The sequence below is a fragment of the Lentzea sp. NPDC102401 genome, assembly GCF_044765805.1.
In the GTDB taxonomy this organism is placed as follows: domain Bacteria; phylum Actinomycetota; class Actinomycetes; order Mycobacteriales; family Pseudonocardiaceae; genus Lentzea; species Lentzea sokolovensis.
On the sequence record NZ_JBIWKS010000005.1, the window covers coordinates 287,443 to 299,394 of the forward strand.

General features: G+C 68.4%; 15 protein-coding genes. 9 read left to right on the forward strand and 6 right to left on the reverse strand.

Going from position 1 to position 11,952, the window contains the following annotated elements; translation table 11 throughout:
- Nucleotides 1-117 precede the first annotated feature (117 nt).
- From ACIRG5_RS20230 to ACIRG5_RS20255, 6 genes are read left to right on the forward strand one after another with little or no spacing between them, the layout of a single operon-like run.
- Nucleotides 118-1,128 carry a DUF6745 domain-containing protein gene (locus tag ACIRG5_RS20230; protein ID WP_402906621.1) on the forward strand — a complete coding sequence of 337 codons (1,011 nt, stop codon included), beginning with the start codon at nt 118-120 and terminating at the stop codon, nt 1,126-1,128.
- Nucleotides 1,129-1,135: 7 nt separating this feature from the next.
- The gene (locus ACIRG5_RS20235) at nt 1,136-1,528 is read left to right on the forward strand and encodes a hypothetical protein (RefSeq protein ID WP_402906623.1); all 393 of its coding nucleotides are present in this window, start codon (nt 1,136-1,138) and stop codon (nt 1,526-1,528) included.
- Between the two features lie 45 nt (nt 1,529-1,573).
- Complete coding sequence (locus ACIRG5_RS20240) at nt 1,574-1,954, forward strand: MerR family transcriptional regulator (RefSeq protein ID WP_319979756.1); 381 nt, start codon at nt 1,574-1,576, stop codon at nt 1,952-1,954.
- Nucleotides 1,945-2,253 carry a thioredoxin gene (trxA, locus tag ACIRG5_RS20245; RefSeq protein WP_319979757.1) on the forward strand — a complete coding sequence of 103 codons (309 nt, stop codon included), beginning with the start codon at nt 1,945-1,947 and terminating at the stop codon, nt 2,251-2,253. Before ACIRG5_RS20240 ends, trxA begins: the two co-directional genes overlap by 10 nt.
- A gap of 19 nt (nt 2,254-2,272) precedes the next feature.
- Entirely contained in the window at nt 2,273-3,856 is a 1,584-nt protein-coding gene (locus ACIRG5_RS20250) for a Na+/H+ antiporter (protein WP_402906625.1), read from the forward strand.
- Nucleotides 3,857-3,875: 19 nt separating this feature from the next.
- Nucleotides 3,876-4,079, forward strand: a complete 204-nt coding sequence (locus ACIRG5_RS20255; protein WP_402906627.1) for a hypothetical protein — start codon at nt 3,876-3,878, stop codon at nt 4,077-4,079.
- Here the strand turns inward: ACIRG5_RS20255 and ACIRG5_RS20260 are convergent.
- The 6 genes from ACIRG5_RS20260 to ACIRG5_RS20285 form a co-directional block, all read right to left on the reverse strand.
- Nucleotides 4,076-4,600: a hypothetical protein gene (locus ACIRG5_RS20260; protein WP_402906629.1), complete on the reverse strand. Its 525-nt coding sequence runs from the start codon at nt 4,598-4,600 to the stop codon at nt 4,076-4,078. The genes ACIRG5_RS20255 and ACIRG5_RS20260 overlap by 4 nt on opposite strands.
- 94 nt (nt 4,601-4,694) lie before the next feature.
- A complete protein-coding gene (locus ACIRG5_RS20265) occupies nt 4,695-5,609 on the reverse strand; it encodes an NmrA/HSCARG family protein (RefSeq protein WP_402906631.1) in 915 nt (304 codons plus the stop codon).
- 91 nt (nt 5,610-5,700) lie between these two features.
- Nucleotides 5,701-6,126, reverse strand: coding sequence for a MarR family winged helix-turn-helix transcriptional regulator (locus ACIRG5_RS20270; RefSeq protein ID WP_402906632.1), 426 nt, complete (start codon nt 6,124-6,126; stop codon nt 5,701-5,703).
- A gap of 62 nt (nt 6,127-6,188) precedes the next feature.
- Entirely contained in the window at nt 6,189-7,766 is a 1,578-nt protein-coding gene (locus tag ACIRG5_RS20275) for a hypothetical protein (protein ID WP_402906634.1), read from the reverse strand.
- 58 nt (nt 7,767-7,824) lie between these two features.
- Nucleotides 7,825-8,058, reverse strand: a complete 234-nt coding sequence (locus ACIRG5_RS20280) for a DUF397 domain-containing protein (protein WP_402906635.1) — start codon at nt 8,056-8,058, stop codon at nt 7,825-7,827.
- A complete protein-coding gene (locus ACIRG5_RS20285; protein ID WP_402906636.1) occupies nt 7,973-8,821 on the reverse strand; it encodes a helix-turn-helix domain-containing protein in 849 nt (282 codons plus the stop codon). The genes ACIRG5_RS20280 and ACIRG5_RS20285 overlap by 86 nt, the downstream gene beginning before the upstream one ends.
- 130 nt (nt 8,822-8,951) lie before the next feature.
- On the opposite strand from ACIRG5_RS20285, the gene ACIRG5_RS20290 reads away from it, so the two are divergent.
- From ACIRG5_RS20290 to ACIRG5_RS20300, 3 genes are read left to right on the forward strand one after another with little or no spacing between them, the layout of a single operon-like run.
- Nucleotides 8,952-10,085 (forward strand): efflux RND transporter periplasmic adaptor subunit, encoded by a 1,134-nt coding sequence (locus tag ACIRG5_RS20290; RefSeq protein WP_402906637.1) that lies wholly within the window; start codon nt 8,952-8,954, stop codon nt 10,083-10,085.
- On the forward strand, nt 10,082-10,762 hold the full coding sequence (locus ACIRG5_RS20295; RefSeq protein WP_402906639.1) for an ABC transporter ATP-binding protein: 681 nt from the start codon (nt 10,082-10,084) through the stop codon (nt 10,760-10,762). Before ACIRG5_RS20290 ends, ACIRG5_RS20295 begins: the two co-directional genes overlap by 4 nt.
- Nucleotides 10,759-11,949 (forward strand): ABC transporter permease, encoded by a 1,191-nt coding sequence (locus ACIRG5_RS20300; RefSeq protein ID WP_402906641.1) that lies wholly within the window; start codon nt 10,759-10,761, stop codon nt 11,947-11,949. The genes ACIRG5_RS20295 and ACIRG5_RS20300 overlap by 4 nt, the downstream gene beginning before the upstream one ends.
- Nucleotides 11,950-11,952: the final 3 nt, after the last annotated feature.

Below are 11,952 nucleotides of genomic sequence, written 5' to 3' on the forward strand. Positions count from 1 at the left end.
GCGGCCACTGGGTGCGACTTCCGGCCGCGGCGGGATTTTTCGTGCTTGCGGATCGCGACGGGTTGGTGTCACGATCTTCCGCATGACGACTCGAAAGGGCGTGCGCGCCCTCGCGCTGTGAGCGCACCGAGCGGGCTTGAGGCCCGCTCCACCGATCGTTCCCCGCTCCGCGAAGACTGGCTCGCCCACGCGCTGAGCAATGCACCCGCTGATCGTCCGACGGCCGAAGAGGCCGTGGCACTGCTGTACGCGGCCACCGGCAGGCCACCACCGGAGTTCGCCTGGGTGCGTTCGCCCGCCGAGGCGGCGACTGTGTTGCCAGCCAAGGAAGTCTTCCGCTACCACGACAACTGGCAGACCGTCGAGGCGCAGATCGCCGCGCTGGTCTCGGATCTGCGTCAGCGGCTGCGGCAACGCGGTGACTGGCAGGGAGCTCCGAGCCGCCGGGGCGGCGACCTGCGCCGAATCGTCCGCGAAAGCCTGGTCCCCGCGATCAACTCCACGATGCCGGGCTCGCTCGGCATCGGCTGGACAGGCCAGCACGAGGCCGACTGGCTGGCGGACGTCGACGCGCCCGACCTGGCACTGCTCGACGAGTGGGTGACCCTCGCCCGGTCGACCGGGTGGTGGTGGCCACGTGACGGATTCTGCGTGATGGCCGAGCGGCCGACGGCAGTACACGTGGATGCGAACTCGTTGCTGCACAACGACGACGGCCCGGCCATCACGTTCGCCGACGGCACCCACGCCCACGCGTGGCACGGCACCGCCGTGCCGAGGTGGGTGATCGAAGAGCCGGACGTCGTCCGGATCATGACCGAACGCCGTCTGGAGCTGCGTTTCGCCGCCGCCGAACGCCTCGGCTGGGAGACCTACGTCGACCAGGCCACGACGCCGTTGATCGCCACGGCCCCAGACCCCGGCAATCCCGGCCACGACCTGCGCCTTTACGACCTGTGGGGCCAGGTCAACCTGCTGCTCGTCGTCAACGGCTCGGTCGAGCGCGACGGCACCCGGCGCCGCTACGGCCTGCGGACGCACCGCTGGCAGCGCGACCCGCTCGACGCCGCGGCCACGACCTACGGGTTGCGGGCCGACCAGTACGCCCAACTCCTACGACGCACCTGAAAAACACATGAATCTCGCAGAACTCGTCGACCGCACCAGCGTCGACGCGCTCGACCACCTCGAGCGACAGTCCACCGTCCCCGTCGTCGACGGCCTGCAGGCCCAGGGCGACCTGATCGTCATCCCGTTCTCGATGCTCGACTCGCCGCCGGACGACGTTCCGGACCGCGACGTGCCTCCCGAGGGCGTCCACCTCGTCGCCGGCCTGAACGGCGGCAACCCGCACGTCCTCGTCGCGGACCCCGGCACCTGCCGCTGGTCCACCGGCCGGGACCTGGCCGTCGTCGAGAACACCGCCCCCGTCTACCTCCTGCACCCCGAACACGGCGGCACCGGTATCGCCGCGGGCCGGTGGCTGATCCGCCGGCAGTGGTCGGCGGCGGGCCTGGTCGCGGACTGAGAAAGGGTTGCCTTGACGTGCGCGTCAAGGTTTAGCGTTCCCTTCATGAGGATCGGCGAACTGGCCAAGCGAGCCGGCACCACCACCCGTGCGCTGCGCTTCTACGAGTCCGAGGGGCTCCTCGAAGCGCAGCGCACGCCCAACGGCTACCGCGAGTACGGCGAGCACGACCTGCGGCTGGTGCGCGAGATCCAGTCGCTGCAGGCGGTCGGACTGTCCCTGGAGGACACCCGGCCGTTCGTCGCCTGCCTGCGCGCGGGGCACGAGTCCGGTGACTCGTGCCCGGACTCGCGGGAGGTCTACCGGCGCAAGCTCGCCGAGGTGGACGCCTGCCTGGACCGGCTGGGCGCCGTCCGGGAGTTCCTGCTGGCCAGACTCGCCTTCCAGGACCCGTGTCTCGTACCCGAGGAGATCCAGTGCAGCTGACCGACGCCACGTTCGCCGACAAGACCCGGACGGGCACCGTTCTCGTGGAGTTCTGGGCGCAGTGGTGCGGGCCGTGCCACATGCTCTCGCCCGTTCTGGACGAGATCGACCGCGAGCGCGACGACCTGACCGTGCTCAAGATCAACGCCGACGAGAACACCGCCACCGCCCGCGACTACCAGGTCATGTCACTGCCCACGATGCTGTTGTTCCGCGACGGCGTGCCGATCCGTCAGATCGTGGGAGCGCGGCCCAAGGGCCGTCTGCTGGCTGAATTGGATGACGCGCTCAGCGCCTGAGCCGCCTATCTTTTAGCGCATGCTCGGTCTCGAACTCGTAGTGGTGCTGGGCGTGTGCATCCTGGCGAGCAGTGTCGTGTCGGGACGGTTGCGCGTCGCCGCCCCGGTTCTGCTGGTCGTCTGCGGTGCCGTGCTCGGCTTCGTGCCCGCCCTGCAGGAGGTCAGTCTGCCGCCGGAGGCGATGCTGCTGATCTTCCTTCCGGCGTTGCTGTACTGGGAGAGCCTCAACACGTCGTTGCGGGAGATCCGCAGCAACCTGCGCCCGATCGTGCTGCTCAGCACGCTGCTCGTCCTCGCGACCGCCGCGGCGGTCGCGGCCGTCGCCCACGCGCTCGGCCTCGACTGGGGTCCCGCGTGGGTGCTCGGAGCCGCTTTGGCTCCTACCGACGCGACCGCCGTCTCGGCCATCGCGCGGGGCATGCCGCGCCGCACCACGACGATCCTGCGCGCGGAGTCGTTGATCAACGACGGCACGGCGCTGGTGATCTACGCGATCGCCATCTCGATCACCATCGGCGAGCAGGAGTTCAGCACCGGACGCGTCGGCCTGCAGCTGCTGCTGTCGTACGCGGGCGGTGCGGCGGCCGGGTTACTGGTGGCGTGGCTCGCGGTGCAGGTGCGCAAGCGGCTCGACAGCCCGTTGCACGAGAGCGTAGTCAGCATCCTGACGCCGTTCGCGGCGTTCCTGGCAGCCGAGACGGTGCACGGCTCTGGCGTGATCGCCGTCGTGACGTGCGGCCTGACGCTGGCGCGGGTCGGTCCTCGGATCGTGCGTGCCGACACCCGCCAGGTGAGCTATGCGTTCTGGGGCATCGCGACGTTCGTGCTGAACGGCGCGCTGTTCGTCCTGATCGGACTCCAGGCGCACAGCGCCATCCGCTCGCTGAACGGTTCGGAGACCCTCGCGACGTTCGGCGCCATCGGACTCGTCTCCCTCACCGTGGCCGGCACGCGGTTGTTGTGGAGCTACACGACTCCGTACGTGATCAGGGCACTGGACCGCCGGCCTCAGCAACGGTTGCGGCGCGTGGGCGCCCGGCAAAGGCTGGTGTCGTCGGCCGCCGGGTTCCGCGGCGCGGTGTCGCTGGCCGCCGCCCTCGCCGTACCCGAGACGGTGGTGGGAGGCGGGCCGTTCCCGTTCCGCGACGAGATCATCCTCATCACCTCCGGCGTCGTCGTGCTGACGCTGATCGTGCAGGCGGTGATGCTGCCCTCGATCATCCGTTTCTCGCAGTTGCCCGAGGACACGGCATTGGACGAGGAGCTGCGACTCGCCCAGTCCACGGCGTCCGAGGAGGCGTACGAGGCACTCCCGCGGCTGGCCGACAAGGTGGGCGTCTCGGACGTCGTCTACAAGCGGGTGCTGGCGGAGTACGAGCACCACCTGGAGGTCGTGCGGGCGAAGGAGGCCGGTGACGAGGAGGTGGCACAGTCGGAGGTCGAGTACGCGGCACTGCGGCTGGAACTGATCGCGCACAAGCGGGCGACGGTGGTGCGGTTGCGCGACGAGGCCGCGATCGACGACATCGTGTTGCGCACGATCCAGCGGAAGCTCGACGTGGAGGAAGTGCGGTTGTCTCGGCGCGAGGTCGACGAGGACTGAGTTTGCAAAGATTGCTCGCATGATCACTCCGCGAGGGCGCGTGCTGGGCCGGATCGCCGATCACCTGTGTGGCCGGTTTCCGGGACATCCGTTGCGGGTGGCGGTGGACGGGAGCTTCCTTCAACGGAAGCTGGAATGGGACGAGGTCGAGCCCGCGGGCCGTGCTTCTGTCGTGGTGGGGAACGAGGACGTGGCCAACCCCGTGTTGCTCCGGATCGGCTAGATGTCCGCGTCGCGCAGGAGCTGGCCGCCCGCGTCGTAGGCCCGGACGTGCACGACCTTGACGTGGTGCGGAAGGCGGCAGAGGTAGGTCTCGCCGTACAACTCGGCCTTGAAGATCTCTCCGCTGGGCAGCACGATCTCGAGGGCGGCGACCTCGGGGCCGACCCGCCCCAGCTCGACGGTCCAGTCGTCGCCGACCAGGCCCAGGCGGCCGGCGAAGTACTCGGCACCAGGCCGACCGACCTCGGCTGTCGAGGTGCCCCATGACTGGGGGTCGACGGTGCACACGACGAACTGGCTGTCGGTGACGCCCACCTCCAGGACGCTGTTGTTCAGCATCTGCAGGGTGTTGAGCCGGAATCCGGGTGGCCGCTTGCAGCCGTCGTCGGCGAGGACGCGCATCGACTCGACCGACAGCGGGGTCGGTGTCCCAGGAATGGCGGCAGCGCCCGCCATGTCGCGGGCGAGAGCCAGCCCGGTGACGACCGCGAGCGCTCCCAGCACGTACCGCGTGACTCTCATGCGTTCCCCCCGGAACGCGATTCTAGGCTGGTGACCACCGGGCGCGGACCGGTTCCGCCACAACGAAGTGCGGCGAACCCGGTGCCGCGTCAGCTCAGCGGCGCCCGCCGTCCGCAGGCACGGTCCAGCCGGAGGAACGGATCCATTCGGGCAGGTCCCAGACCGTCGGCTCGATCGCCTTCACGGCCGCGAGGTCTGACGGGTGTTCGGACCCCTTGGCGAACTGGCGGAACATCGCCTTGTCGAGGTCGTTGCCGAGGACGCTCACTGGCAGGGCCTCGTAGCGTGACGGTAGCCCGGCGTGCGCGCCGAACGCGGCGGCGATCTGGGGGCCTGTCGGCTCGTCGCCGACGACCTCGATGGCTCCGCCGGGCACGTCCGCGGTGTCGAGCAGGATCGCGGCGGCGACTTGGCCGATGTCCCTGATCGAGATCATCTTCAGGGCGATGTCGTCCGGCAGCGGCAGCCTCAGCACGATCGTTCCGTCCTCCAGGCTCGGCGCCATCACGGTCGCGAAGTTCTCCATGAAGGCGGTCGCACGAACCATCGTGGCCCTCAGACCTGAAAGCTTCAGGTATTCCTCGATCCGGTGCTTCGAGTCGTGGTGCGGCACGCCCGTTTCGCGATCCGCCCCGCTGACCGAGTTGAACACGACGTGTGGCACGCGCGCCGCGGCCGCCGCATCGACGAGGGCGGTGCCCACCCGGACCTCCTCCTCGATCTCCTCGAGGCTGTTCGCCTCCGGGGTCATGAAGTAGAACGCATCGACCGCCTCCAGCGCGGCGACCGTCGACGCCGGGTCGTCGATCCGGAAGGTCGCCAGCTCGACGCCTCGGGCGGCCAGCGCCCGCGCCCGGTCGGACTCGGGCGTGCGAACGAGGGCCCGCACCCGCGCTCCTCTGGCCAGGAGCGCGTCGACGACCGCCCCGCCCTGCTGTCCCGTCGCACCGAAGACCACGATCGTGCCGCTGCCCTGCGTGTTCAAGTCGCCCACCCTCGATTGGTTCATGTCGTGAACCACATTAGTTCACGGCATGAACCACCACAAGGCCCACGTGTGCCACCAGGGCACCGCACGGCAGGCAGGGACGAGCAACAGGTCAGGACGAGGTGGACGCCCGGACGCCGGACGCGGCCACGACGGCGGTGGCCACACGTTCGAGGTCTCGCTGGTCGTCGGCGCTGAGGCCGTCCGCAATGGACGGCAGGCGCTTGGCGGTCTCGGCGTACACCGACTCCGCGAGCACCTTCCCCGCGGGCGTGACGCCGAGCATGATGACCCGGCGGTCCTGTTCGGAGCTCACCCGGTTCACCAGGTCGCGCCGCTCGGTGCGGTCGACGAGCTGACTCAACGCGTTCTTGGTCATGCCCATCGAGGCGGCGAGGTACGTCATCCGCCGCGGCTCGTCCTTGATCGCGCACAACAGCGTGGCCTGCATGGGGGTCAGGTCGAGCTCCGCGCAGATCTCCGCGTACTTGCGCTGGATCAGGACCGAGAGCCAGAAGAGCTTGTCGCCGTAGTCCATTGCCGCCTGCCCTCGTCCGGTACCGCGTGCCCACTCTACCGTCGTGGACCGGGAACCAGCCGCTAGCTGACGAGGGAGAGGTTGCGGCGCGAGGGCTGTTCGGGAGCCTTGACCTCGGCCGACGGGATCTCGACCTCTTCGCCGCCGATCTCGCGGGTGATCCACGCGCCCGACTCCACCATGACCTTCAGGGTGCGGGTGTCGAGGGCGTTGACACGGCCGTAGTACCACTCGTCGGTGGCCAGCGAGCCCATGCGGTCGCCCAGGCGCTTCTTGATGTCGAGGACGCGCTCGAACAACGTCTTCACGAGGGCGGCGCGGTCGTAGGGGCCCTGGAGGCCCTCGCGGATTCGGTCTTCGATGCCGCGCGGGGTGCCTTCGGAGTCCGGCATGAGCATGGTGGTCCAGGCTCGGGACTTCTCGCGGTACTGGAGTTGCTGCATGATGCCCTCGTGCTGGGCGAAGTCGGCGGCACGGAAAGCCTTGCCGCGCCAGCGCTTCTGCAGGTTCACAGCCAACGACAACGCGCTCTTCAGACCCGTGTTCAGGCCTCGGCCCGGCCAGAAGTGCAGGGAATTGGCGGCGTCGCCGAGCAGGAAGCCGAACGTGTCGGGTGCCAGTTGGGCGGTGAACTTCGACATCTGCTGCATGCCGAGGGTGAACGAGTTGATGCCGACCACGTCCGCCACGCCCACGCCGAAGAAGCGCAGGCCGTCGAGGATTCGGGGCCACAGGTACGAAAGCTTGTCCACGGACGGCTTGAAGACCGCGCGGTGGCGGTCGCAGACGAAGCGGCCGTTCGGAGCAGGGCGCATCGAGCAGCCGAACTTGCCGATGCACGAGACCGGGCCGCTCTCGCCCAGTGCGACGATCTCGGAGGCTTCTTCCGCGGTCAGGCGCATGTTGATGAAGCCGCCACCGAGCGAGTTGAAGAGGAACCTGTTCTGCGCCACGGTCAGCGGGACGGTGTGCTCGTCGGGCGACTTCGCGGTGACGCGGATGCCCAGGACTCGCTCGTCGAGCGGCGAACCGTCCACTGAGAACAGTTCGCGGCTCGGGGTGCCGAACTGGGCCGAGAACGCGTCGCGCGTGGCGGAACGGGCGCCGTCCGCGATGGCCAGGACGTGCAGACCGTCGAACTTGGTGGGCGCGGTGTAGGCGGCGGGGATCACCTCGATGCCGTAGACGTCCTGCGCCGTGTCGAGCAGGCAGTCCTCGATCCAGCGGATCTTGATGTTGCGCGGACGGCCCTTGGACGCCGGCGAGTCGGGGCCGAGCGGCCACATCTCGGAGAACTTGCCGGGCGTGAAGAGGCGCTGCTGCACGGCGGACGGCAGGGCCGCCCAGACGTTGCTCTGCAGCGTCACGACCTGCTCGCGCCGGTTGTTGCCCTCGGCCTGGCCACGCCACACGACGCGGTCGCCCTGGCGCATCCAGCGGCGGTCGTGGACGCGGACCGCGACCTGGTCCCCCAGCAGAGACTTGATGGTGCACGCGAAGGCGAGGCCGACCGGGCCGCCACCCGCCACGTCCACCCGCAGTGGGGTGGACCTGCGCAGCGGAACGATCTTGCTGCCCTGCTTCGGCAGCAGCACCGTCGGGCCGCAGCGGCCGATCAACACCGTCTTCTCGTCAGCCATGGCCCATCCCCCTCGTTCCCGTTGTACGGCGGGAACACGTGGTGAGACGGGCAACGGTTCAACGAGATTCGAGGAAATTTTCCCAAGCGGTGAAGCTGAAGGTCAGGACACCTCCGGAGGGGTTCTTCGAGTCCCGGACGAGAGCGTCGTGGGCGAGCGACACCTCGACGCAGTCACCATCCTCGGTGCCGCCGCTGTAGCTGCTCTTACGCCATACGCGTTCCTGCGCCATTGAGGTCCCCTCGCGGTTGGCCGACGTACTCCGCCAGCTTGCTCCGCGATTGTTCCGCATCCAAGGCGACTTCAGCCAAGCGGTCGAACAGCATTCGGGTACGAATGATCGCGCCCGGATCCTGCACGAACACGTTCACCAGGTCCGCCTCGATGAACGTCACCGGCATCGCCTTCTCGTACTCCCAGAGCGTGCAGCTGGACGCGATCACGGGGGCGTCCGCCGGGACGATCCGGACCATGTGCACGTTGAACATCAGCTGGAGGTACTGGTCCTCCATGATCCGCTCGTCGCCGACCTGGGTCTGCAACGCGTGCTCGTGGATGTAGAACAGGCAGGTCGGCCGGTTGTGGCGTTTCAAGATCGACTGACGATCGATCCGGGACTGCACCAGCGCGGGGATTCGTTCCTCCGTCACGAAACCGGTCATCCGGTACAGGCCATCGGCGTACTCCGGAGTCTGAATGAGGCCCGACACCGCCTGCGTGTCGTACCGCATCATCTTCGTGGCGGTCGACTCGGCCATGGCCAGGGTGCGGAGGTTGTCCGAGACCTGGACGATGTACTCCTCGAACGCGTACCGGAAGCGGCGTTTGAAGTCCTCGAAGAAGTCGATGTCCTTGCCCAGCATCGAGAGGTACTGCACGAGGTCGATCTCGCTGGGGCGGTACTTGCCGTTCTCCAGGGTGGAGACCTTGCTGGGATCCCAGCCCAGGCGGACGGCCAGTGCGGCGCCCGTGAGTTCGGACGACGTCTCGCGGACTTTGCGCAGTTCGTCGCCCAGATCCCGGCTGTATGCGGTGGATGGAGTACTCGTGGCCATAGTCCGACCGTAGGGCTTGCTCGAAAAGCAACAAGGGGCTCATTCGGGTGAAAACGGTCAGGCTGATCTTCAGCTCGTTGCCAGGAAACTCGCAGCCCTGACACAGCTTGCCGGACGACGATCCCGAGCCATGACTCGACGTCGCAGATCCTTGTTGATCAACGGACTGCTGGTGGTGGTGCTCCTCGGGGCCGGTGTGGCCGGCTACCTGGTGTTCTTCGGTTCCTCCGGCAATGCCCAGTCCACCACCGCCGCCCGCACGGCCGCCGCCGCGAACCGCGATGTCAGCGAGGTGGTGACGGCTTCGGGGACGGTGCAGAGCTCGTTCAGCGCCGCCGCGTCGTTCGGGGCGAGCGGCACGGTCACCGAGATCAACGTCAAGGTCGGCGACGCGGTGACCAAGGGGCAGCAGCTCGCGAAGCTCGATCCGACGCAGGCGCAGCTGCAGGTGGACATCGCGCAGGGCAACCTGAACGCGGCCCTGGAGAAGGGCACCGGCACGAACGCGCTGCTCACCGCGTACCGGCAGACGCAGCTCGCGCTCCAGCAGGCCAAGGACAACCTCGCCGCGACCGTGCTGACGGCTCCCGGTGACGGCACGATCACGTCGGTGACCGGTGCCGTCGGGCAGAAGGTCGGCAGTGGCGGCACTTCCAGCAGCAGCTCCACTTCCAGTACGACCAGCGCCACCACGGCGGCGTCCGGGTTCGTGGTCGTCACCGACCTGAAGAACCTCGTGGTGAAGGCGAACGTCTCCGAGTCCGACGTCAGCAAGCTCAAGACCGACCAGGCGGCGACCGTGACGGTCAACGCGATGGCCGGGACGCCGGTGCAGGCCAAGGTCACCACCGTCGACCTCACCCCCACTACCGCGAACAACGTTGTGCAGTACGGCGTGAGCCTCGCGCTGACGCAGCCGCCGGCCGAGTTGAAGCCGGGTCAGTCGGCGAGCGTCGAGATCACCGTCGCGTCGGCGCAAGGTGTCCTCGCCGTGCCCGCGGCGGCCGTGCAGACCGTCAGCGGCGCGAGTTCGGTGCAGGTCGTGGAGAACGGCGTCGAATCGCGCAAGACGGTCGAGGTCGGGGTGCGCGGTGACCAGTACGTGGAGATCAAGTCGGGGTTGACCGCCGGCGAGGAGGTCGTGCTGCCGCAGGTGAGCACGTCGAACAGCACCAACCGTCAGCAGCAGCCGGGCACCGGGCAGTTCCCCGGCACCGGTGGCGGGCAGCGCAACGGCGGCGGCCTCACCGGGACCGGTCGATGAGCCCGGTCATCGAGGTTCGTGACCTCCGCAAGACGTACGGCAGCGGCGATACAGCCGTGCATGCGTTGCGGGGCCTCGACCTCACCGTCCAGAAGGGCGAGTACATCGCGATCATGGGCGCGTCGGGTTCCGGCAAGTCGACGCTGCTCAACATCCTCGGCTGCCTCGACATCGCGTCCTCCGGCCAGTACCTGCTGGACGGGATCGACACGGGCGAGTTCGACGAGGAGCAGCTCTCGTTGCTGCGCAACAGGAAGATCGGGTTCGTCTTCCAGTCCTTCAACCTGGTGCCGCGGACCACGGCACTCGCCAACGTCGAGCTCCCGCTGGTGTACGCGGGAGTTCGACGTGCCCAACGTCGAGAGAGGGCGCTGGCGGCGCTCGATCTCGTTGGTTTGAAAGACCGCACGCATCACCGGCCGAACGAGCTTTCCGGTGGCCAGCAACAACGTGTCGCGATCGCGCGGGCACTGGTGACGTCGCCCGCGATCGTGCTGGCCGACGAACCGACCGGCAACCTCGACACCGAGTCGAGCCGCGAGGTGCTCGGCATTCTCGACCGGCTCAACGCGAGCGGGCGAACCGTCGTGCTGATCACGCACGAGGACGAGGTCGCGTCGCACGCCATGCGCACGGTCCGCGTGGTCGACGGGAAGGTCGCGGGGGTGCTGGTGTGAGGATCTTCGAGATCGCCGCGTTCGCGGTGAGAGGCCTGACCGCGAACAAGATGCGGTCGGGGCTCACCACGCTGGGCATCCTGATCGGTGTCGCGTCGGTGATCCTGCTGATCGCGGTCGGCAACGGCGCGTCGAGCGCGGTGCAGCAGAGCATCGCCGGGCTCGGCACGAACATCCTGACGATCAGCCCGCAGCGCGCCCAGCCCGGCAGCACGGCCAAGCCGCTGACCACGGCGGACGCGGCGGCGTTGGTGGGCCAGGACTCCCCCGACGTCAAGTACGCGTCGCCGGTCGTCTCGGCACAGGCGACCGCCGGCTACGGGGACACGACGCACGACATCGGGCAGTTCATCGGCTCGGACCCGCGCTACTTCGACACCACGAACAGTTCGGTCGCGCAGGGGAACCTGTTCTCCGACAACGACGTCCAGCAGGCGCGCAAGGTCGTCGTGATCGGCGCGACGGTGGCCACCGAGTTGTTCCCGGGCACTGATCCGGTCGGGAAGTCCATGCTGGTCAACAACATCCCGTTCACGGTCGTGGGGGTGCTGGCGGCCAAGGGTTCCAGCGGGTTGCAGGACGCCGACGACATGGCCGTGGCGCCGCTGTCGACCACGCAGAACGCGTTGACCGGCTACGGCAGTCTCACCCAGATCGTGGTGCAGGCGCAGTCGGCCGACGCGTTGCCGAACGCGCAGGCCCAGGTGACGACGATCCTCAACGGCCGGCACAAGATCACCCAGACCGCCGACTACCGGATCCTGAGCCAGGACCAGCTGCTGACCGCGCGGACCGCGACGACGGAGACGTTCACCGTGCTGCTGGCGTCGGTGGCCGCGATCTCGTTGCTGGTGGGCGGAATCGGCATCACGAACATCATGCTGGTCACCGTCACCGAGCGGATCCGCGAGATCGGCATCCGCAAAGCCGTTGGCGCGCCACGATCCTCGATCCTCGGGCAGTTCCTGATCGAGGCGACGCTGCTGAGCCTGTTCGGCGGGGCGCTGGGCGTGGCGGCGGGGATGATCGGCAGCCAGTTCACCATCGCGGGCATCCAGCCCGTGCTCGTGCCGTCGTCGGTGCTGCTCGCGTTCGCGGTGTCGGCGTTGATCGGCCTCTTCTTCGGCAGTTACCCGGCGTCGCGGGCGGCGAAGCTCCGCCCCATCGAAGCCCTCAGGCATGAATAGGGA

What these genes read in the sequence shown, in the direction of transcription:
- ACIRG5_RS20235 (WP_402906623.1), top strand. Translation starts at nt 1,136, where the DNA reads ATGAATCTCGCAGAACTCGTCGACCGCACCAGCGTCGACGCGCTCGAC.
- ACIRG5_RS20240 (WP_319979756.1), top strand. Translation starts at nt 1,574, where the DNA reads ATGAGGATCGGCGAACTGGCCAAGCGAGCCGGCACCACCACCCGTGCG.
- ACIRG5_RS20250 (WP_402906625.1), top strand. Translation starts at nt 2,273, where the DNA reads ATGCTCGGTCTCGAACTCGTAGTGGTGCTGGGCGTGTGCATCCTGGCG.
- ACIRG5_RS20255 (WP_402906627.1), top strand. Translation starts at nt 3,876, where the DNA reads ATGATCACTCCGCGAGGGCGCGTGCTGGGCCGGATCGCCGATCACCTG.
- ACIRG5_RS20260 (WP_402906629.1), bottom strand. Translation starts at nt 4,600, where the DNA reads ATGAGAGTCACGCGGTACGTGCTGGGAGCGCTCGCGGTCGTCACCGGG.
- ACIRG5_RS20265 (WP_402906631.1), bottom strand. Translation starts at nt 5,609, where the DNA reads ATGAACCAATCGAGGGTGGGCGACTTGAACACGCAGGGCAGCGGCACG.
- ACIRG5_RS20270 (WP_402906632.1), bottom strand. Translation starts at nt 6,126, where the DNA reads ATGGACTACGGCGACAAGCTCTTCTGGCTCTCGGTCCTGATCCAGCGC.
- ACIRG5_RS20275 (WP_402906634.1), bottom strand. Translation starts at nt 7,766, where the DNA reads ATGGCTGACGAGAAGACGGTGTTGATCGGCCGCTGCGGCCCGACGGTG.
- ACIRG5_RS20280 (WP_402906635.1), bottom strand. Translation starts at nt 8,058, where the DNA reads ATGCGGAACAATCGCGGAGCAAGCTGGCGGAGTACGTCGGCCAACCGC.
- ACIRG5_RS20285 (WP_402906636.1), bottom strand. Translation starts at nt 8,821, where the DNA reads ATGGCCACGAGTACTCCATCCACCGCATACAGCCGGGATCTGGGCGAC.
- ACIRG5_RS20290 (WP_402906637.1), top strand. Translation starts at nt 8,952, where the DNA reads ATGACTCGACGTCGCAGATCCTTGTTGATCAACGGACTGCTGGTGGTG.
- ACIRG5_RS20295 (WP_402906639.1), top strand. Translation starts at nt 10,082, where the DNA reads ATGAGCCCGGTCATCGAGGTTCGTGACCTCCGCAAGACGTACGGCAGC.